Origin of the sequence: Stenotrophomonas sp. STM01, assembly GCF_014852135.1 — a bacterium.
Taxonomy (GTDB): Bacteria; Pseudomonadota; Gammaproteobacteria; order Xanthomonadales; family Xanthomonadaceae; genus Stenotrophomonas; species Stenotrophomonas capsici.
This window is the reverse complement of the sequence record NZ_JACVBA010000005.1, coordinates 121,037-138,930: the sequence shown is the minus strand read 5'-3', so window position 1 is coordinate 138,930 and position 17,894 is coordinate 121,037. Positions and strand designations below refer to the sequence as shown.

At 64.9% G+C, this 17,894-nt stretch carries 20 protein-coding genes, 1 tRNA gene and 1 pseudogene; 9 read left to right on the top strand and 13 right to left on the bottom strand.

All coding sequences use genetic code 11. The features are described 5' to 3' along the window. Positions 1-49: 49 nt before the first annotated feature. A complete protein-coding gene (locus IB227_RS17780) occupies positions 50-280 on the top strand; it encodes a DUF1653 domain-containing protein (RefSeq protein ID WP_192288483.1) in 231 nt (76 codons plus the stop codon). 155 nt (positions 281-435) lie between these two features. Next, positions 436-1,215 carry a DUF3011 domain-containing protein gene (locus IB227_RS17775; protein ID WP_192288482.1) on the top strand — a complete coding sequence of 260 codons (780 nt, stop codon included), beginning with the start codon at positions 436-438 and terminating at the stop codon, positions 1,213-1,215. A 95-nt stretch (positions 1,216-1,310) separates the two neighbouring features. Here IB227_RS17775 and IB227_RS17770 read toward each other — a convergent pair whose 3' ends face one another. Then, positions 1,311-1,505 carry a hypothetical protein gene (locus IB227_RS17770; protein WP_192288481.1) on the bottom strand — a complete coding sequence of 65 codons (195 nt, stop codon included), beginning with the start codon at positions 1,503-1,505 and terminating at the stop codon, positions 1,311-1,313. 388 nt (positions 1,506-1,893) lie between these two features. On the opposite strand from IB227_RS17770, the gene IB227_RS17765 reads away from it, so the two are divergent. Then, positions 1,894-2,349, top strand: a complete 456-nt coding sequence (locus tag IB227_RS17765; protein WP_192288480.1) for a GNAT family N-acetyltransferase — start codon at positions 1,894-1,896, stop codon at positions 2,347-2,349. 100 nt (positions 2,350-2,449) lie between these two features. Here IB227_RS17765 and IB227_RS17760 read toward each other — a convergent pair whose 3' ends face one another. Then, the gene (locus tag IB227_RS17760; protein WP_192288479.1) at positions 2,450-3,001 is read right to left on the bottom strand and encodes a hypothetical protein; all 552 of its coding nucleotides are present in this window, start codon (positions 2,999-3,001) and stop codon (positions 2,450-2,452) included. A gap of 535 nt (positions 3,002-3,536) precedes the next feature. Between IB227_RS17760 and IB227_RS17755 the strand changes: the two genes are divergently transcribed. The 3 genes and pseudogenes from IB227_RS17755 to IB227_RS18665 all read left to right on the top strand — a co-directional run. After that, a complete protein-coding gene (locus tag IB227_RS17755; protein ID WP_192288478.1) occupies positions 3,537-3,920 on the top strand; it encodes a nuclear transport factor 2 family protein in 384 nt (127 codons plus the stop codon). A 563-nt stretch (positions 3,921-4,483) separates the two neighbouring features. Continuing rightward, positions 4,484-4,780 carry a hypothetical protein gene (locus tag IB227_RS17750; protein ID WP_192288477.1) on the top strand — a complete coding sequence of 99 codons (297 nt, stop codon included), beginning with the start codon at positions 4,484-4,486 and terminating at the stop codon, positions 4,778-4,780. 227 nt (positions 4,781-5,007) lie between these two features. Beyond that, positions 5,008-5,112 (top strand): annotated as a pseudogene (locus IB227_RS18665) (integrase); the annotation flags it as partial. An 83-nt stretch (positions 5,113-5,195) separates the two neighbouring features. On the opposite strand, the gene IB227_RS17745 reads toward IB227_RS18665, so the two are convergent. Continuing rightward, positions 5,196-5,282, bottom strand: a tRNA-Leu gene (locus tag IB227_RS17745). Between the two features lie 129 nt (positions 5,283-5,411). Between IB227_RS17745 and IB227_RS17740 the strand changes: the two genes are divergently transcribed. Beyond that, complete coding sequence (locus IB227_RS17740; protein WP_132864122.1) at positions 5,412-5,780, top strand: response regulator; 369 nt, start codon at positions 5,412-5,414, stop codon at positions 5,778-5,780. A gap of 86 nt (positions 5,781-5,866) precedes the next feature. On the opposite strand, the gene IB227_RS17735 is transcribed toward IB227_RS17740, so the two are convergent. The 7 genes from IB227_RS17735 to IB227_RS17705 all read right to left on the bottom strand — a co-directional run bounded on the left by IB227_RS17735 (position 5,867) and on the right by IB227_RS17705 (position 12,387). After that, complete coding sequence (locus tag IB227_RS17735; protein WP_192288508.1) at positions 5,867-8,236, bottom strand: Tex family protein; 2,370 nt, start codon at positions 8,234-8,236, stop codon at positions 5,867-5,869. A gap of 115 nt (positions 8,237-8,351) precedes the next feature. Beyond that, the gene (locus tag IB227_RS17730) at positions 8,352-8,567 is read right to left on the bottom strand and encodes a hypothetical protein (protein ID WP_132864124.1); all 216 of its coding nucleotides are present in this window, start codon (positions 8,565-8,567) and stop codon (positions 8,352-8,354) included. A 122-nt stretch (positions 8,568-8,689) separates the two neighbouring features. Continuing rightward, positions 8,690-9,157, bottom strand: coding sequence for a hypothetical protein (locus IB227_RS17725; RefSeq protein ID WP_192288476.1), 468 nt, complete (start codon positions 9,155-9,157; stop codon positions 8,690-8,692). Positions 9,158-9,165: 8 nt separating this feature from the next. Next, positions 9,166-9,540, bottom strand: a complete 375-nt coding sequence (locus IB227_RS17720) for a DUF5329 domain-containing protein (protein WP_192288475.1) — start codon at positions 9,538-9,540, stop codon at positions 9,166-9,168. After that, entirely contained in the window at positions 9,540-10,607 is a 1,068-nt protein-coding gene (gene phaC / locus IB227_RS17715) for a class III poly(R)-hydroxyalkanoic acid synthase subunit PhaC (RefSeq protein ID WP_192288474.1), read from the bottom strand. The genes IB227_RS17720 and phaC overlap by 1 nt, the downstream gene beginning before the upstream one ends. After that, positions 10,604-11,719, bottom strand: coding sequence for a class III poly(R)-hydroxyalkanoic acid synthase subunit PhaE (phaE, locus tag IB227_RS17710; protein WP_192288473.1), 1,116 nt, complete (start codon positions 11,717-11,719; stop codon positions 10,604-10,606). The genes phaC and phaE overlap by 4 nt, the downstream gene beginning before the upstream one ends. A 53-nt stretch (positions 11,720-11,772) precedes the next feature. Continuing rightward, positions 11,773-12,387, bottom strand: coding sequence for a phosphatidylcholine/phosphatidylserine synthase (locus IB227_RS17705; RefSeq protein WP_192288472.1), 615 nt, complete (start codon positions 12,385-12,387; stop codon positions 11,773-11,775). Between the two features lie 164 nt (positions 12,388-12,551). On the opposite strand from IB227_RS17705, the gene IB227_RS17700 reads away from it, so the two are divergent. Then, a complete protein-coding gene (locus IB227_RS17700; protein WP_192288471.1) occupies positions 12,552-13,199 on the top strand; it encodes a class I SAM-dependent methyltransferase in 648 nt (215 codons plus the stop codon). A 3-nt stretch (positions 13,200-13,202) separates the two neighbouring features. On the opposite strand, the gene IB227_RS17695 is transcribed toward IB227_RS17700, so the two are convergent. From IB227_RS17695 to IB227_RS17685, 3 genes are all read right to left on the bottom strand, one after another. Next, entirely contained in the window at positions 13,203-13,691 is a 489-nt protein-coding gene (locus IB227_RS17695; protein ID WP_192288470.1) for an 8-oxo-dGTP diphosphatase, read from the bottom strand. Positions 13,692-13,744: 53 nt separating this feature from the next. Beyond that, positions 13,745-14,251 (bottom strand): DUF1249 domain-containing protein, encoded by a 507-nt coding sequence (locus IB227_RS17690; protein ID WP_192288469.1) that lies wholly within the window; start codon positions 14,249-14,251, stop codon positions 13,745-13,747. 215 nt (positions 14,252-14,466) lie between these two features. After that, on the bottom strand, positions 14,467-15,288 hold the full coding sequence (locus IB227_RS17685) for a pyruvate, water dikinase regulatory protein (protein WP_132864133.1): 822 nt from the start codon (positions 15,286-15,288) through the stop codon (positions 14,467-14,469). A 195-nt stretch (positions 15,289-15,483) separates the two neighbouring features. Between IB227_RS17685 and ppsA the strand changes: the two genes are divergently transcribed. Then, positions 15,484-17,859 (top strand): phosphoenolpyruvate synthase, encoded by a 2,376-nt coding sequence (gene ppsA / locus IB227_RS17680; protein ID WP_192288468.1) that lies wholly within the window; start codon positions 15,484-15,486, stop codon positions 17,857-17,859. Positions 17,860-17,894 lie beyond the last annotated feature (35 nt).

Below are 17,894 nucleotides of genomic sequence, written 5' to 3'. Positions count from 1 at the left end.
GCTTCCACGGATGCTACGATCCGCTCCTTCCATGCACTGAAGACGCGCCATGACCGAGCTGCCACCCCTCCCGCCCCTTCCGCTCGGTCGCTACCGGCATTTCAAAGGGGGCGAATACGAGGTGATTGGCCTTGCCAGGAGCAGCGAGACACTGGAGCCGCTGGTCCTCTACAAGCCGCTGTACGGAGATCTCGGCATCTGGGCACGGCCTTATGCCATGTTCGTCGAACAGGTCGAGGTGGGCGGCATGCTGCGACCCCGGTTTGCCCATCAGCAGTGAGTCCCGGCTGATCCACGGTGATGGCGGTTGTCGGGCGGTTGCCCCCTGTCGTGCCACGCCTTCCAGATAAGGGTTGCACAGGCATCGCCCTGTAAAGACACTCACCCCAACCTGCTATAGGATTTCCGCACAAACCACCTGCAGGAACTCCGCCCATGCTGCGCTCACTCGCTCTCCCGACCTTGGCGCTTGCCGGACTGCTGGGCCACGCCGCAGCTGTCCAGGCGGCTATTCCGCTGACCAACGCCCTCTGCCCGGGTGACCTTGAAGTCCACGCGGACGAAGGTGGCCCGATCTACGTGAACGGTCGTGAGACCAAGCTCAAGCAATTCAACGAGAACTATTACGAGGCCTTCGACAGCCAGAGCGGCGTGACCCTGTCACTCAGCCGCAAGCCGGACGGCGGCGTGGACCTCTCCTACACGGGGCGCGGGGGTGCAAATGGCGTTTGCGTCGTCGCCAGGCAGATCGTCGCCGGAACCGGGCCCGCCCCCGCGGCAAACGGGCCCGCCACGTCCAGCGGACTGCCCGGGGAAGTCACCTGCGAATCACGCGGCAGCGAGCAGCAGGAGTGCGACATGGATACCCGCGGCAACGTGGAGCTGGTACGCCAACTGAGCCACAGCGCCTGCGTCGAAGGCCAAAGCTGGGGCCTCAACCGCCACTCGATCTGGGTCAAGGACGGCTGCCGCGCCGTGTTCCGCAACAATTCTTCCGAGGGCCACGCGCCGCACCACGCCAGCGCGAATGGCGGCGTCCAGCTGGGCGCCTGCAACATGCGAGCGAACGCCGACGGTGCCCTGGTCACCCGTGTCCCGGTCAACGACACCCTGGACGAGCTCATCCTGGACTATCCCGATGGTCGTTTCCTGTGCATGGTCACCAAGGAAGGCATGGTCCAATCCCTCACCCGGATCAAGCAGCGCTCGCACTGACGGCGCTCCCCCCTTCGCTTCGAAGCAGGACCCCTCGCAAGAACGCCGCCGGCACGTAAGCCGGCGGCGTCTTCAAGCAATGCCTTGGGACCGCATCAACCGTTCGGGCACATCAGTTCCAGGCAGCTTTCATAGATGGCCTCGCACTTGTCCTGCGCGGTGCCACGGGCAATGCAGGCGTTGTAGCTGTTGAGACAGCCCGTGCCACACCAGGACGCGGAGGCCACTCCCCCGAAAACGGCCATCGACAGGAAGCCACAGGCGACGACGCGCTTGATCCACTTCTTCATGCCACTCTCCTTGTAGGCCTGATCGTTCAGGCAGACAGAGCATAGGACGCGATGTAACGACCATTCTGTTTCGCGGCGCACATTTGCGCCAACCGGCCTGCTTGAGCGTGGGCGCGACGTCAATCGAAGCCAGATGATGGCCAGGCGCACCCGCAAATCGCCCGCGCAGGCGGCACCATCGCAATCAGAAAAAGTCAGGCCCTCAAGCAGCAACTTCGTACTCGTAGAACGGGGCTGCGTGCCATCAAGGATGTCGTGGAACACGTGGAGATTATCGGGGACCGGGAATCAACCAGACCGGGGCCCCAGCCCTCAGCCCACCAACCACCATGGCTACAATCCGCATGCAGCCCAGCACAACGAGCGGGCAATCAGACGCAGGCATCGCATGAACATTCGTCCCTACCAGAATGCCGATTGGCCCCGCCTCTGCGCGATTCATGACCTGGCCCGCATGGATGAGTTGCGCGAAGCGGGCCTGCAGGATGCATTCATTCCCCTGGAGATCGCCGCCGAAAAAGAAGGCCTCTTTGACTATGACATCCTTGTCGCCGAGAGGAACGGCACTGTTCTGGGCTTCGTCGCCTTCAGTGAGGACGAACTCGCATGGCTGTACGTAGACCCGGGATCCTACCGCTCCGGCGTCGGAAAACTTTTGACGAAGGCGACGCTGCTGGAACGACCGAACGGACTTTCCATCGAGGTCCTGTCCGGGAATGAGGCCGCATTGGCATTCTACAAATCCGTGGGATTCGTAGAATCAGGCATCGCCAACGGTCGGATGCCGGGCAACGAGAAGTTCCATGTCACCGTCCACTGCCTGACGTACGCCGGCAGCACTTGACTGACGGTTGCAACCGGTCCGCACCCGTGCGCGCAGCATCTGATGGTCGTCCATCCTGAGCTGGGCGCCATCGCTCTTCTTGACCATCGAAACGAGCGCCCTATGCCTGATTCTTGGGAAAGTTCTGAAGCATGGCTTCATGCGAAAGAGCGGCCGTCTCCCCTTCGTCAAGATACCTCACGCGGTCATGGACGCGACGCCATTCATCAATGGCCTCGCTCCCGAAGGCGCCTCCCAGCCTGCATAGAGGCCATCCCCCATCGGAGCCATTCCCGATCTGGAACGGCAGTGGTGGCGTTCTGATACACGCACTGTCCACACGTCCAAGCACGGATAGATCGGTTGTGACCTTGCGCTTATAGATGCCAATGCAGACTTCACGACGCTGTCCATACTCGAAGGGTTCACCGCGGATGCCCCGGTGAAATTCGAGTATCGATAGATTGGATGCATCCAACTCCGCGAACGCATAATCGTGCCGGAACACGATGGGGGTTATGCCAATATGGCACGACATGGCGAACATCCCGTCCTCTGCGGATACCTGCAGTACGACCGCCGCCCCCCAATATCCATCACGCGGGTGCGTTTTGATGACGTCACCCGTATCGAGCAGCAACTGAGGCTGCTTCCTTGCTTTCAACTTCGTCACAGACGCCTCCAGAAATCCACACATTCATTCCGGTACCACTCTGGGTACTCGTGAGATGGTAGGCCAGCTGGCGAACGCCCTCAATTGCCTGACCGAGGAGCGCACATCTGCAGACACTCATTTCATTGCGAGGCCTGAATGCGCCCATTCGGGAACAGGATCCGGTTTGGGCTCGGGGATGAGCCCCGGCTCCACGCCGATCCCGATGTACTGCGCCGCCCGCCTGCCGAAAACGACCTTGGCGTCAGGGAGCGACCTCATGCGAGCGTGGGCAGATTTCGGTGTGGACGGCGTTCTGAATGGTCCTGGTTTTTGTGCGCGACCAGCATTCCGGAGCATGTCTATCGGCGCGAGTTTGGAGCGAGGACAACGTTTGCCGCCAGCTTGCGTCATGCGCTGGCTTGTTGGCTGAACTCGCCGGCCCTAAGATCAAGTTGTTCTCAGGGAAACGCGCGTGATGCGGTACCTCTCGGATGGTCGTGTACCCGGCCCTCTGAGTTCATCTGTTTGGCAGCTAGGCCTGCATGGAGAGATCATGAACCCTCAAAGCATGAAGCACCTCATTGCCCACTACTTGGCTTCCTACAACGCGTTCGACGTTGATGGAATGCTGTCGCTTCTTTCCCAGGATGTTCGCTTCGAGAACTACTCGGGCGACCAACTCACGGCGGCAACAACCGGAGCTGCTGAGTTCAGACAGCTCGCGGAGCAGTCCAAGTTATTGTTCTCTGAGCGCGAGCAACGCATAACGGGCTTGGAGTTCGGCCATGACTCCGCCATCGCAACCATTGCGTACCGTGGAACGCTGGCCGCAGACATTCCTAACGGCCCGCTCGCCGGTACTGTTCTTGACCTTCAGGGAAAATCGGAATTCTCATTCGGCAACGGACAAATCACAAAAATCGTTGACCGTAGTTGAGTGCACGCCCCAAGGGGCCAGCCGACGCCGCCAAGCGAAAGCCAAAGTGCCGTGAGCGGCCAACTTTGGCTTCTGGACCCTGCGCGCCCCATAGCGGACATTGATGCGGCAACCGAGCCTAGCGCCAGGCCCGGCCATACCTCGGCTTGTTGGTCGGACCTAGCGGCCCTAGCATCGCGCTTTATCAAGGCGAAAGCCCACCAAAACGGTGCCTTGTGGGCAAGTCGTATAACCGGATCCACGTGTCCGTCCATTAGGTAGTTAGGCGCAGGATTGCTATGACAGACGCTCCAGAGCAGAAGTACCAAGAGACGGTAACGTGCGTGCCGCGCCAAGATGAGGGCGTCATCTTCATCAAGGTCGTGGCAATGCCTAACGAGGGCCCAGTGGAGTTCGACGTGGCTCAGGCCCGTTCGTTTGCACAGCAGATACTATCTGCCGTCGATGTTGTTGAGGCTGGCTGGGTAGGCAAATCATCGGGGCCGCACGGTGCTGCTGGCCCCTGACAGTCCGCTCAAGCCGAACCCGCTGCGCGGGTCGGCATAATTCCGGAGTTAGGCCTCATGCAGATCAAGACCGCGCATCCGCGTCTCTACTTTGATGACAACTCCCAGCTCGCAGAGCGCTCTTTCTCTCTGGTACAAGGCACGCTTGATGACCTTCGAGCCTTGGGCAAAACACCTGAGTCGGCTTTAGGTTCGCGCTTCACCTTTGTCCAAGAGGAGCTAGGCCCATCCGGTCAACGCGATGCCCTGCTGTTCAATGGCACAATCGCCCACAGTTCTGCTCTTGGGTACTTCGCGTTGGCAGATGCAGGGGGAGTGCATCGGCTGTCGGAGATTCCCAGCCATGAGGCCTAACAATTCATTCAAGCCGAAGCCGCTCCGCAGGTCGGCTTAATGCCGGAGTTAACCGTCCGCTACTGGTCGATAGCGGCCTCCTCCGTTGAACCAAGCATCGCTCTGCGTCACGGCGACGTCGGCCCCTCGGGCTCTACGGCCGGCTCCGCGCCGATCCCGAAGTGCTGCGCCGCACGTCGGCCGTAAGCGACCTTGATGCCCGCAAGGATCACCGCGGCCGGCGATACGGCCATATCCGGCAGACTCAGAGGCAGTTCGGGCACACCACAGCCTCAATGACCGAGCACCACACCCGGAAGCGCAAGGGCGACAAGGTGACCCCGACCAAATGAGATTGCGGAGCTGCTCCTATATTGCGGAGCAGCCGACCCAAATCGCAGGCAAAGAAAAAGGCACCTAAGTGCCTGTTTTCAATTGGTGCCGAAGGTGGGACTCGAACCCACACGCTTTTAAGGGCGGCGGATTTTGAATCCGCTGCGTCTACCGATTCCGCCACTTCGGCTGGCCGGAGCGGGAGTATAGCGGACGCCTCGGCGATTGGGCAGCCTCTGCGGCACAAATTTTGTGTAATGGGTGTTTCGCCGACTGGCTATACTTGTTTCGACTGACTGATCAAGGGTACAGACAAGCGATGACCTCGCTTCAGGACGTGCAGGTGCTCGTCGTCGAGAACGACGAGCTGAATGCCATGCTGCTGCAGCTGCAGCTGGAAGGTGAAGGCATGCACGTGGCCGGCGTGGCCCCGTCCGTGGCCGATGCCCTGCGCCTGGTCGAGGAGCTGCAGCCGCAGGTCGTGTTCCTCGACTACTGGCTGGCCCGCAACGAGAACAGCACCCCGGTGGCCGAACGGCTGGTCGCACTGGGCACGCCCTTCCTGGTCGCGACGGGCATGGATATCAGCCAGTTGCCGGCCGTGTTCAACGCGGGAATCAAGCTGCGCAAGCCCTATACCGGCGCAGATCTCGGCGCCGCATTGCGCAGGGCGCTGGCGCCGGCCTGAGCCGCCGCAGGCGCTGATGACGCCCGGACTCCTTCCGCTCGCCCGCCTCCTCCCGTTACCCGGGAGAAGGCATGCTCCGCCTCGCTTCAGCCCTTGCGGGCCTTGGCAAAGGCCTCGGCCAGGGCGTTGTTGATCGGCGGCGCCGATTGCGCCGGGCGCGGGTTGCCATTGCCTCCCGGACGTGCACCGCGGCCGCCATTGCCGCCATCACGACGCGGCGCCATGCCCTGCCCTGCGCCGCGCTCCTCGCGCTCGGACTTCTTCGGCGCCGGTGCGTCGTCCAGGCGACGGGTCAAAGCGATGCGCTTGCGCGGCACGTCCACCTCCAGCACCTTGACCTTGACGATGTCACCGGCCTTGACCACGTCGCGCGGGTCCTTGACGAAAGTATCCGACAAGGCGGAGATGTGGATCAGGCCATCCTGGTGCACGCCGATGTCGACGAACGCGCCGAAGGCGGCCACGTTGCTAACCACGCCCTCCAGGACCATGCCTTCACGCAGGTCCTTGATGTCCTCCACGCCTTCGGCGAAGCGCGCCGCCTTGAACTCGGGGCGCGGGTCGCGGCCGGGCTTTTCCATTTCCTTGAGGATGTCCCGCACGGTCGGCACGCCGAACTTTTCATCGGTGAATTGCTCGGCCTTGAGCCCCCGCAGGTAGCTGCCGTCGCCCAGTAGCGCCTTGATCGGGCGATCGGCCGCGGCCACGATGCGCTCAACCACCGGATAGGCCTCCGGGTGCACGGCCGAGGCATCCAACGGCTCGTCACCGTCGGCGATGCGCAGGAAGCCCGCACACTGCTCGAACGTCTTGTCACCCAGCCGCGGCACCTTCAGCAGCTCCTTGCGGCGCTTGAACGGGCCGTTCTCGTCGCGGTGGCGCACGATATTCTCCGCCACCGTCGAGGACAGGCCCGACACGCGCGACAGCAGTGCCGCCGAGGCAGTGTTGACGAACACACCGACGGCATTCACGCAGTCCTCCACGCGCGCATCGAGCGCCTTGGCCAGGCGGAACTGGTCCACGTCATGCTGGTACTGGCCCACGCCGATCGCCTTGGGCTCAATCTTTACCAGCTCGGCCAGCGGGTCCTGCAGGCGACGCGCGATGGACACCGCGCCGCGCAGCGAGACGTCCAGGCTCGGGAACTCCCTGGCCGCGAACTCCGAGGCCGAGTACACCGAAGCACCTGCCTCGCTGACCACGACCTTCTGCAGCTTCGGATTGTTGCAGGCCTTGATCACCTCACCGGCCAGCTTGTCGGTTTCGCGGCTGGCGGTGCCGTTGCCGATGGCGATCAGCTCGACGTTGTACTTGCTGCACAGCTGCTTGAGCGCCTGCAGCGACTGTTCCCACTGGCGACGTGGCTCGTGCGGGTAGATGGTGTCGGTGGCCACCAGCTTGCCGGTGGCGTCGACCACCGCGACCTTGCAGCCGGTGCGGATGCCCGGGTCCAGCCCCAGCACCGTCTTCGGCCCGGCCGGCGCGGCCAGCAGCAAGTCCTTGAGGTTGTCACCGAACACGGCGATCGCCTCGGCTTCGGCCTTCTCGCGGGCCTGGTTGAACAGGTCCAGCAGCAGGTGCATGTGCAGTTTGGCGCGCCAGGCCAGACGGCAGGCATCGAGCAACCAGCGGTCCGCCAGGCGGCCCTTGTCGGCGATGCCGGCCTTGCGCGCCACGCGCCCTTCGGCGTACTGGTGGCCAGCCTCGGCCTCGCTGCCGGGGTCCAGCTCCAGATACAGGATTTCCTCGCGGCGGGCGCGGAACAACGCCAGCAGGCGATGCGAAGGGATCTTCGCCAGCGATTCGGCATGGTCGAAGTAGTCGCGGTACTTGGCGCCTTCGTTCTCCTTGCCTTCGGCCACCCGTGCGCGGATCACGCCGTTCTCGCCCAGCCACTGGCGCAGCTCGCCGACCAGCGCGGCGTCCTCGCCCCAGCGCTCCATCAGGATCGCGCGGGCACCTTCCAGCGCCGCCTTCGCATCGGCCACGCCCTTGTCGGCGTCGATGAACCCGGCAGCAAACGCCTGCGGGTCCCGCGACGGGTCGCCGAGCAGGCCGTCGGCCAACGGTTCCAGCCCGGCTTCGCGGGCGATCTGCGCCTTGGTCCTGCGCTTGGGCTTGTACGGCAGGTACAGGTCTTCCAGCCGGCTCTTGGTATCGGCGGCGAGGATGTCGTTGCGCAATTCGTCGCTCAGCTTGCCCTGCTCGCCGATGCTGGCCAGCACCGCAGCGCGGCGGTCTTCCAGCTCACGCAGGTAGGTCAGCCGCACTTCGAGATTGCGCAACTGGGTGTCATCCAGCCCACCGGTGACTTCCTTGCGGTAGCGGGCAATGAACGGGACGCTGGCGCCTTCGTCCAGCAGGGCGATGGCGGCCTTGGCCTGCGCGGTCTGCGCACCGATCTCGGTGGCGATGGTCTGCGCGATCTGCTGCGCGAGCTTGGAATCCTGCATTGCCTGTGTGAGCGCCACGTTCAAGGGGAACCGGCATTCTGGCAACGCAACGCCGCCTGCGGAAGCGGTTGACAGCAAGCGCCGGGCATGCAGCCCGGCGCGTCGTTCGGAAAGCTCAGGCCAGGTGCTGGTTCAGCCGCTGGCTGGCGATGTCATCGCGCAGGTCCTCCAGCACCATGACCCGCATCCGGCCCCGGCCGGTCACATCCAACATCCGCTCCACGTAGACCTCCGGGCCGTTCTCCGTGTCCGCGCGGGTCTTGCTGAAACCATAGGGCAGCACGCCCTTGTCACCGTCCTTGCTGCCACCGATATAAAGAACAACTGCCATGGTGGTTGGTACTCCTCGTAATTCTGCAACGCCGCCACGGTACGCGGGTGGGCGTTAGAAGGATGTACACAAAAGGTTCGCGGTGCATGACTGCTGCGTTGCGACACGAAGACAGCGCGCAGTCAGGGCCACCATCCGCGGCCCTGCATCGCATAGCGGTCAGCCGCACGCTCGAAGGGATTGCGCACGCTCACCCCGCCACAGGCCAGGTACACCGGCAGGAACAACGGACCCAGCACCATGTACTGGTAGACGTGGGCGCGTTCATGATCGCCCAGGCGCACGCGCGGGTGTTCGCACCGCCCCGCTCGATGCTCGTAGGTCAGGCACAGGCCATCCAGGTCGGGGCCGGTATGCAGGATCACCATGCCCAGCGTGATCGCGCCACCCGGCCCCCATGGCCAGTGCCGGAACACCAGCGCACGTTCGCGACCGCTCCAACGCCCGCGCGCGCCGGCGGCCATGCCGGCCATTCCCGCCAGCAGCCCGATCAGCGTGTTGGGCGAGGTCCAGATCGCCCCCAGCACCTGCAGTGCGGTCACGCCCCACGACGGGGCCGGACGGAGCTGCCCGGGCACCTGCCTGGCCATCGGTGCGGCTATCTGCCCGCCGCGCGCAGGCCGCGCAACTGCTGCTGGAACCAGGCCGAGGCATCCTGTTCGGCCGCCCCCGGGCAGGCCACCCGATAGGCACGGCCGCTGATGCTGCTGCGGCTGGCCGCACGCTCGATGAACTGCTCGGGCGTATCGGCCAGGTTGCGCTTGAGCAGGTAGTCGTACTTGCGTTGCAGGTGGGACTTCGCCTCGGCCGCGTCGTGCCAGCTGCCATTGCGCTGGAAACGGCAACCCGAACGCTCCAGCGCCTGCATCAGGCCGCTGATCTCGCGCTGTGCGGCAGCACTGGGCGCGGCGGTGGCCACGGACGAAAGCGCGGCCAGGGCCAGGCCGGCCAGAAGAACGATGCGATGTTTCATCAGCGTTTGCTCAACCAATCGTGGATGGCGCCCGGTACCTCGCGCTGCGCGCGGCCGGACACGTAGATACCGATATGACCACCGCGGAACCCGACCTCGGTGTAGTCGTCGCTGCCCACCTTCCCGCGCATGGCCCGGGATGCCGCTGGCGGCACCAGATGGTCCTGTTCGGCATAGATGTTCAACACCGGCATGCGCAATGCGGCCAGGTGCACCGGCTCGTCACCGATGGTGATGGCGTCGTGCATCAGCCCGTTGCCCTGGTAGAACTGCTTGACGAACTGGCGGAATGCCTCGCCGGCCAGGTCGGGCGAATCGAAGATCCACTTTTCCATGCGCAGGAAATCCTCCAGCGCCTGCTTGTCGTCCAGGATGTCCATCAACCCCACGTACTTCTGCACGTTGAGGCGGAACGGCTTGAGCATCAGGTAGCTGGCATTCATCAGGTCGGCCGGAATGTTGCCCAGCGTGTCGACGAACAGGTCCACGTCCACGTGGCGCGCCCAGTGCGAGAGCATGTTATCCGGCGTCTGGAAGTCGACCGGCGTCACCATCGTGATCAGGTTGCGCACCTTGTGCGGGCGCAGCGCGCCGTAACACAGCGAGAACACGCCGCCCTGGCAGATGCCCAGCAGGTTGACCGGTGCGCCGTGCTGCTGCGCGCGCAGGTGGTCCACCGCGCCGTCGATGTAGCGCAGCAGATAGTCCTCCAGGGTCAGGTAGCGCTCGGAGCGGTCCGGGTAGCCCCAGTCCAGCACGTAGACGTCCTGGCCCAATGCCAGCAGCTTCTGCACCAGCGAGCGGCCGTCCTGCAGGTCCACCATGTAAGGGCGGTTGACCAGCGCATAGACGATCAGCAGCGGGGGCTGCCCGGCGGGCGCCGGCGTGTCGCCGACGAAGCGGTACAGCCTGACCTTGCCGTCGCTCCATACTTCCTCGCGCGCGGTCACGCCGTAATCGACATCGTCCACGCCCGGCAGCAGCTTCAGGCCATCGACCAGCTTGCGCTGCCATTGCAGCGTTTCCTGCAGCAGGTCATCGCTGCCGAAGCCCAGCGGCCCCTTCATGGCGCCCTCCTGCGGCGCGCGGCCGGCTTGCCCGCGGACTTGCCCGCGGTCTTACCGGTGGCGGCAGCCTTCTTGGCGGCGGCTTTCTTCGCGGCAGGCTTGACCGCCGTCTTCCTCGCGGGCGCCGCGGCATTCCTGCCCGCCGTCTTCGCTGCGACCGGCGCTACGGTGGTCTTCGCCGGTTTCTTCGGTGCAGGTCGCGGCGCTGCCTTTGGCGCGGCGTCCGGAACAGGCCTGGCCGCCGCATTGAGCAGGCGTCGCACCTGGCGCTCGAGCTCGGCGATGCGCCGGTGTGCGGCGTCCATCTCGGTGCGGGTCGGGACGCCCATCAGTTCGCAGGCGCGTTCCAGCTCAATCTGTGAGGCAGCACGCAGGCGCATCTGTGCATTGGCCAGGTCGGCGTAGATGCGCTGGAACTCCTCGGACAATGCCATCTTGCCGTAGGCTTCCTCTGCCGCGTCGATCCACAGGTCGAACATGGCACGCGCACTGGTCAGCTGCGCCCCGGGCGACTCGTGCTCGGCCAGCTTCTGCTCGAAGCGGTTGAAGGCGTCGTCCAGCACTGCGCGGATCGCATCGACATAGGTTTCGGCATGGGCCTGGTACTCGCGTTGCTTCTTCAGCAATGCCTGCCAGCGTGCCTGGTGCTCGCGTGCTGGACCGAACGCCGGTGCCTCCAGCCATTCACTTCCCAACCCACCCTGCGCGGCACGTGCGAAGTCACGCACCCAGGGCTGGTCGTTGAGCGCGTTGCCACCACGGGCCGCACCCAGCATCCATTGCAACAGCGCATCTCCCTGCCCTTGCACGGCCTCGCGCCAGGCGCCGGCGACCTCGGCCGCACTGGTGTCGCGCCCGGCGAACCGCGCCGCGATCTGATGCATGGTGCCGAACCAGTCGCCGGCCTGGTGCTGGAAACGCCCGCCCAGTTCCTGCACTTCGGGCGGGGTATCGGTGGTGACCAGCCGGGTCCATTGCTCGATGCTCTCGCGCCACGGGAATTCGGCGGCACTGCCTTCGGCGGCCCCCTTCATGCCCTGCGCCCATGCCTCCCAATAACGGCGCATGCCAGCCTCGAAATCACCCTTATCGTTGTTGCCTGACGCGCTCATGCTCGTGTTCCCGGATTGCGCTGCGATGATATCAATGCCCGCACCACGCCATGTCAGGGCTTGGGAATGCGCAGCGTCTTGCTGATCATCAACGAGCCGGACAGGCCGAACAGCAGCACCAGCGGGTGCAGCTGCCACGGGCCCAACTGCCAACTGCCCCCCCACAGCGCCGGGCCGATGGCATTGAAGTGCGCCGCCAGCGCCAGCACGATCACCAGCGCCAGGCTGGTCGGAATCGGGGTGCCCTCGAAGTACGGCACTTTGTCGGCGTCACCGGCAATCTCTTCGGCCGTCACGTTGTAGCGGGCCAGGCGGCTGACGCCGCAACAGACGAAGTAACTCAGCACCAGCCAGTCCCAGCCCCCCTGCATGCCGCAGGCATAGGCCAGCGCCGCCGGGGCCACGCCGAAGGAGATCACGTCGGCCAACGAATCCAGCTCCCGCCCCAGCGTGGACGAGGACTGGCGCCAGCGCGCCACCCGGCCATCCAGCGCATCGAAGATGAACGCCAACGGGATCAACGCCATGCCGAACATCAGGAAGCCACGCTCGCCGTCCTGCAGGAAACGCATCGCGGCGAACACCGCGCCGGTACCGCAGAAGGCATTGCCAAGCGTGAACCAGTCCGCCAACTGGAACTCGCGGAGCATCGAAAAGTGACGTTTCATGGGGACTCACGGGACATGGACCCGGACAGGTTACCGCGAGCACCCACGGCCGCGACAGCGCCGTGGCTCGGGCCACCCACCTTGCGTTTACGCAGCGGCGATCGCCATCATCGGCACTGGACCCGCCGCCGCCACGTCCGCCCAAGCTTGAACGGACGACGACGATGCTGGACACCCCCACCCTGGCCGCCCAGTTGCGGCACCCCCATGGCGCGCCTGCGCTGGCCGTGGCCGAGTCGATGAACCGCAGCAACGGCGCGCTCAACCGCACCGCGATCGCATTGCTGGCGGTCCAGGCCAACGAACACGTGCTGGAAATCGGCCCCGGCAACGCAGCCTTCGCCCCACTGCTGCTCAGCGCACCCGGCAGTCGCTATCTGGGCGTCGAACTGTCCAGCGCGATGGTCCACGCCGGCAACAGGCTCCTGCGCGACCAGGGGCTGGCCGACCGCGCGCGCCTGCAGACCGGTGACGCGCAGGCGCTTGCCGTGGGTAACGGCGGCTTCGACGCCGCACTGGCCGTGAACACCCTGTACTTCTGGCCGGACCTGCCCGGCGTGCTGGCACAACTGGCCGCTGCGCTGCGCCCCGGAGGCCGGCTATGCCTGGCCTTCGGCGATGCCACGTTCATGCGCACCCTGCCGTTCACTGCCCACGGCTTCCACCTGTACGAACGGACCCAGGTCGAGCACGCCCTGCACGCCAGTGGCTTCCCGACCTGGAGGCACCAGACCCACGCCGAAACCGGTACCAGCAATGCGGGGAGCCGGGTCGACAAGCAGTTCCACCTGCTGCTGGCCCGGCGCGGCTGACGCTTACAGGCGGGTGAAGCTCCAGGACTGCATCCGGCCATCGCGGTATGGCATCACGCCATGGAACGGACGCGTGTCCTCGTCGAACACCAGCGGCAGGAAATGGCGGTCGCCCTCCCACAGCGGCAGCGATTCCAGCTGGTCCACCGGCACCCACTCCAGCGTGCCTTCGGGGTTGGATTCCAGCGGCGTGCCGGTGTAGTCGTCGATGACGAAGATGAAGGCGAACCAGTCCTCGCCATTCTTGCCGAAACCCGGCCAGCTGAGGGTCCCGCGCAGGCGTGTGGTGCCGCATTCGATGCCGGCCTCCTCGCGGATCTCGCGGTGCATGCAGGCCAGGATGTCCTCGTCGGCCTCCATCTTTCCGCCCAGGCCGTTGTACTTGCCCAGATGGATGTCGCCGGGGCGGGTATTGCGGTGGATCATCAACGCCTGCTTACCGTCGGCGGACAACACGTAGCCAAGCGTGGCCATGATCGGGGTGTACGGCATCAGCAACAACCGGAACGGGAAAGCGCCAAGTATGACCGATCCCGCCGCCGGGCTCAGTGCTCCCGCGTGCCGGCAACCCGCAGCGGTGCCTGCGAACCTTCGATGCGACGCAGCTTGGCCACGCCGTGGCCGCGCTCGGCCAGGTATTCCAGCCACTTGCCAAGGAAGGTGTTCATGCGCATGCGATGGCTGATCAGTGCATCGGCCGGCGGATACATGCCGACCACGTCCTGCCAGCGCCGGCCCACGTAGCAATGGGTGGCCTCGGCCTGCCGTGCATCCTGGTACAGGCGGACATAGGCCGACGGATCCGGCTCGCCGGTCAATGGGTCGCAGATGTCGTAGGTCATGCGCAGCTCCACCGTGTAGCGGTGGCATTCGATGACATCCAGGCGCAGGTCCAGCCCGTCGCCGATGCAGGACACGTAGCTGCCCGCAGCCAGGTCCTGCGGCGCGAACAGCCGCACCAGATGGTCATGGTTTTCCGCGTACAGGCCCATCAGCCAGCTCAGACGGCTCAGCCGGGGGATGCGATCAATACGGGAAAGTGCTTGTGCCATGGGCTGATCGTACACGCCGCGATGTGTCAGAGGCAGTCTTGTGGATCGGACGCACTGGCGCGCATGCTGGGGTAGTGCCGAGCCATGTCCGGCACGGGGGCATTTCTGTCTTCGCCCCCTCCCTTTGGCCGAGCCAAGGGGAGGGTTGGGGAGGGGTGCTTCATTCGCACTGCCCTGTCCTTCGCCGGCTTCGCGGCCGGGGCTGCGCCTGCCGGTCAGTACATCTCGCGCTGCAGGCCCAGCGTGGCCAACACCTTGCTGGAGATTTCCTCGATCGAGGTATGCGTGGTGCTCAGGGTCGGGATGCGCTCCATGCGGAACATGGTCTCGGCCGCGGACACTTCCCGCTTGCAGACCTCGGCGCTGGCGTAACGCGAGTTCGGGCGGCGCTCCTGGCGGATCTGCTGCAGGCGCTCCGGGTCGATGGTCAGGCCGAACAGCTTGTTGCGGTATGGGCGCAGCCGTGCCGGCAGGCGGTCCTGCTCCAGGTCTTCCTCGGTCAGCGGGTAGTTGGCCGCGCGGATGCCGTAGTGCATCGCCAGGTAGATGCAGGTCGGGGTCTTGCCGGCACGCGAGACCGCCACCAGCACCACGTCGGCCTCGTCGTAGTTCACCGCGATGCCATCGTCATGGCTGAGCGCGAAGTTCATCGCGTTGATGCGGCGGTGGTAGGTGTCGAAATCGACCATGCCGTGCGCCTGGCCGACCTTGGAATGGCGGGTCGCGTTCAGCTCCTGCTCCAGGGGGCCGATGAACGGCTTGAACACGTCCAGCACCAGCGCCCCGCTCTCCTCCAGGATCAGCCCCAGGCTGGAATCCACGCAGGAGCTGACCACGATCGGGCGCACCTGGTAGCGCTCCCCGGCGGCCCGGATCCGGGCTGCGGCGTCATGGGCTTTGTCCGCATCGTCGACAAAGGACATCCGGTCCGTGACAAAGCTGAACCCGGTGAACTGGGTGAGGAGGCTGTGGCCCACGGTTTCGGCGGTGATGCCGGTACCGTCGGAAACGTAGAAAACCGGCCGAATTGCCGACATGCGCGTTCCTTTCGTCTGTAAGTTTCGACCCTGCCCCGGGTGGGGGTCAGGACCCTGTCCCGGAAAAGACAAGCACAAGACAAAGTATTGTCACAAGCTTGTGCGGGTACGGTGTGCACTGCATCATATTGGCTTCTTCCTACGGACGTGGCCATCCAAGCCCGGCTAGGGCGATGGCCTAACGGAGCATCGCGCTTGAACGAGAATATCCTGTGGTTGCATGAGCTGCGCCTGGCTGATCTGGCCCGCGTAGGCGGTAAGAATTCCTCGCTTGGCGAGATGATCGGCAATCTGGCCGGTCTCGGGGTGTCCGTCCCCGGTGGTTATGCCACCACCGCCGAAGCCTTCAAGGACTTCATTGCCCACAACGACCTGTCCAAGCGCATCTTCGACAAGCTGGCCACGCTGGACGTGGAGGACGTCGCGGCGCTGACCGCCGCCGGCAAGGAAATCCGCACCTGGGTGATCGACGCCCCGCTGCAGCCGGCCCTGGACACCGACATCCGCGATGCCTACGCCAAGCTGAGCGCCGACAACGGCGGCGGCGACGTGGCCGTGGCGGTGCGCTCATCGGCCACCGCCGAAGACCTGCCCGATGCCTCCTTCGCCGGCCAGCAGGAAACCTTCCTCAACGTGACCGGTGCCGACGACGTCGTGCACAAGGTCAAGGAAGTGTTCGCCTCGCTGTACAACGACCGCGCCATCGCCTACCGCGTCCACCACGGCTTCAAGCACGAGGACGTGTTCCTGTCGGCCGGCGTACAGCTGATGGTGCGCTCGGGCGTGGGTTCCTCCGGCGTGCTGTTCACCCTGGACACCGAGTCCGGCTTTCGCGACGTGGTGTTCGTCACCTCGTCCTTCGGCCTGGGCGAGATGGTCGTGCAGGGCGCGGTCAACCCGGACGAGTTCTACGTCTACAAACCCACCCTGCAGGCCGGCAAGCCGGCGATCCTGCGCCGTTCGCTGGGCTCCAAGGCCATCCGCATGGTCTATTCGGACGTCCCGGGCGAGCGCGTCAAGATCGAGGACACCCCGGCCGCGCTGCGCAACACCTTCTCGATCAGCGACGAGGACGTGCAGGAACTGTCCAAGCAGGCGCTGGTCATCGAGAAGCACTACGGCCGCCCGATGGACATCGAGTGGGCCAAGGACGGCGTCAGCGGCAAGCTGTTCATCGTCCAGGCCCGCCCGGAGACCGTGAAGTCGCGCGCCAAGGCCACCCAGATGGAGCGCTACGCGCTGCAGGGCAAGGGTGAAGTGATCGCCGAGGGCCGTGCGGTCGGTGCCAAGATCGGCGTCGGCACCGCCCGCGTGGTGAAGTCGCTGGACGACATGGCCCGCGTGCAGCCCGGCGACGTGCTGATCGCCGACATGACCGACCCCGACTGGGAGCCGGTGATGAAGCGTGCCTCGGCCATCGTCACCAACCGTGGTGGCCGCACCTGCCACGCCGCGATCATCGCGCGCGAGCTGGGCGTGCCGGCAGTGGTCGGCTCCGGCAATGCCACCCAGTTGATCCAGGACGGCCAGGAAGTGACCGTCAGCTGCGCCGAAGGCGATACCGGCTTCATCTACAACGGCAAGCTGGCCTTCGAGCGCACCACCACCGACCTTGAGAACATGCCGCCGGCACCGCTCAAGATCATGATGAACGTGGCCAACCCGGAACGTGCCTTCGACTTCGGCCAGCTGCCGAACGCCGGCATCGGCCTGGCCCGCCTGGAAATGATCATCGCCAGCCACATCGGCGTTCACCCGAACGCGCTGCTGGAGTACGACCGCCAGGACGCCGATACCCGGAAGAAGATCGACGAGAAGATCGCCGGCTACAACGACCCGGTGAGCTTCTACGTCAACCGCCTGGCCGAAGGCATCGCCACCCTGACCGCGTCGGTTGCGCCGAACCCGGTGATCGTGCGCCTGTCGGACTTCAAGTCCAACGAGTACGCCAACCTGATCGGCGGCAGCAACTACGAGCCGCACGAAGAGAACCCGATGATCGGCTTCCGCGGCGCCAGCCGTTACGTCGACCCGTCGTTCTCCAAGGCGTTCGCGCTGGAATGCCAGGCCGTGCTGCGCGTGCGCAACGAGATGGGCCTGGAGAACCTGTGGGTGATGATCCCGTTCGTGCGCACCCTGGAAGAAGGTCGCAAGGTGGTGGAAGTGCTCGCCGCCAATGGCCTGAAGCAGGGCGAGAACGGCCTGAAGATCATCATGATGTGCGAAGTGCCGTCCAACGCGCTGCTGGCCGATGAGTTCCTGGAGATCTTCGACGGCTTCTCGATCGGCTCCAACGACCTGACCCAGCTGACCCTGGGCCTGGACCGCGATTCCTCGATCGTCGCGCACCTGTTCGACGAGCGGAACCCGGCGGTCAAGAAGCTGCTGTCGATGGCCATCAAGACCGCGCGCGCCAAGGGCAAGTACGTCGGCATCTGCGGCCAGGGCCCGTCCGACCACCCGGACCTGGCCGAATGGCTGATGCAGGAAGGCATCGAGTCGGTGTCGCTGAACCCGGACACCGTGGTCGACACCTGGCTGCGCCTGGCCAAGCTCAAGGCCAACAGCTGATCCAGCGGTTGGTTGCATGAACAAAACCCCGCCAA

Excerpts from the sequence above, each read along its gene's own strand:
- IB227_RS17780 (WP_192288483.1), top strand. The coding sequence starts at position 50 with ATGACCGAGCTGCCACCCCTCCCGCCCCTTCCGCTCGGTCGCTACCGG.
- IB227_RS17775 (WP_192288482.1), top strand. The coding sequence starts at position 436 with ATGCTGCGCTCACTCGCTCTCCCGACCTTGGCGCTTGCCGGACTGCTG.
- IB227_RS17770 (WP_192288481.1), bottom strand. The coding sequence starts at position 1,505 with ATGAAGAAGTGGATCAAGCGCGTCGTCGCCTGTGGCTTCCTGTCGATG.
- IB227_RS17765 (WP_192288480.1), top strand. The coding sequence starts at position 1,894 with ATGAACATTCGTCCCTACCAGAATGCCGATTGGCCCCGCCTCTGCGCG.
- IB227_RS17755 (WP_192288478.1), top strand. The coding sequence starts at position 3,537 with ATGAACCCTCAAAGCATGAAGCACCTCATTGCCCACTACTTGGCTTCC.
- IB227_RS17750 (WP_192288477.1), top strand. The coding sequence starts at position 4,484 with ATGCAGATCAAGACCGCGCATCCGCGTCTCTACTTTGATGACAACTCC.
- IB227_RS17740 (WP_132864122.1), top strand. The coding sequence starts at position 5,412 with ATGACCTCGCTTCAGGACGTGCAGGTGCTCGTCGTCGAGAACGACGAG.
- IB227_RS17735 (WP_192288508.1), bottom strand. The coding sequence starts at position 8,236 with ATGCAGGATTCCAAGCTCGCGCAGCAGATCGCGCAGACCATCGCCACC.
- IB227_RS17730 (WP_132864124.1), bottom strand. The coding sequence starts at position 8,567 with ATGGCAGTTGTTCTTTATATCGGTGGCAGCAAGGACGGTGACAAGGGC.
- IB227_RS17725 (WP_192288476.1), bottom strand. The coding sequence starts at position 9,157 with ATGGCCAGGCAGGTGCCCGGGCAGCTCCGTCCGGCCCCGTCGTGGGGC.
- IB227_RS17720 (WP_192288475.1), bottom strand. The coding sequence starts at position 9,540 with ATGAAACATCGCATCGTTCTTCTGGCCGGCCTGGCCCTGGCCGCGCTT.
- phaC (WP_192288474.1), bottom strand. The coding sequence starts at position 10,607 with ATGAAGGGGCCGCTGGGCTTCGGCAGCGATGACCTGCTGCAGGAAACG.
- phaE (WP_192288473.1), bottom strand. The coding sequence starts at position 11,719 with ATGAGCGCGTCAGGCAACAACGATAAGGGTGATTTCGAGGCTGGCATG.
- IB227_RS17705 (WP_192288472.1), bottom strand. The coding sequence starts at position 12,387 with ATGAAACGTCACTTTTCGATGCTCCGCGAGTTCCAGTTGGCGGACTGG.
- IB227_RS17700 (WP_192288471.1), top strand. The coding sequence starts at position 12,552 with ATGCTGGACACCCCCACCCTGGCCGCCCAGTTGCGGCACCCCCATGGC.
- IB227_RS17695 (WP_192288470.1), bottom strand. The coding sequence starts at position 13,691 with ATGCCGTACACCCCGATCATGGCCACGCTTGGCTACGTGTTGTCCGCC.
- IB227_RS17690 (WP_192288469.1), bottom strand. The coding sequence starts at position 14,251 with ATGGCACAAGCACTTTCCCGTATTGATCGCATCCCCCGGCTGAGCCGT.
- IB227_RS17685 (WP_132864133.1), bottom strand. The coding sequence starts at position 15,288 with ATGTCGGCAATTCGGCCGGTTTTCTACGTTTCCGACGGTACCGGCATC.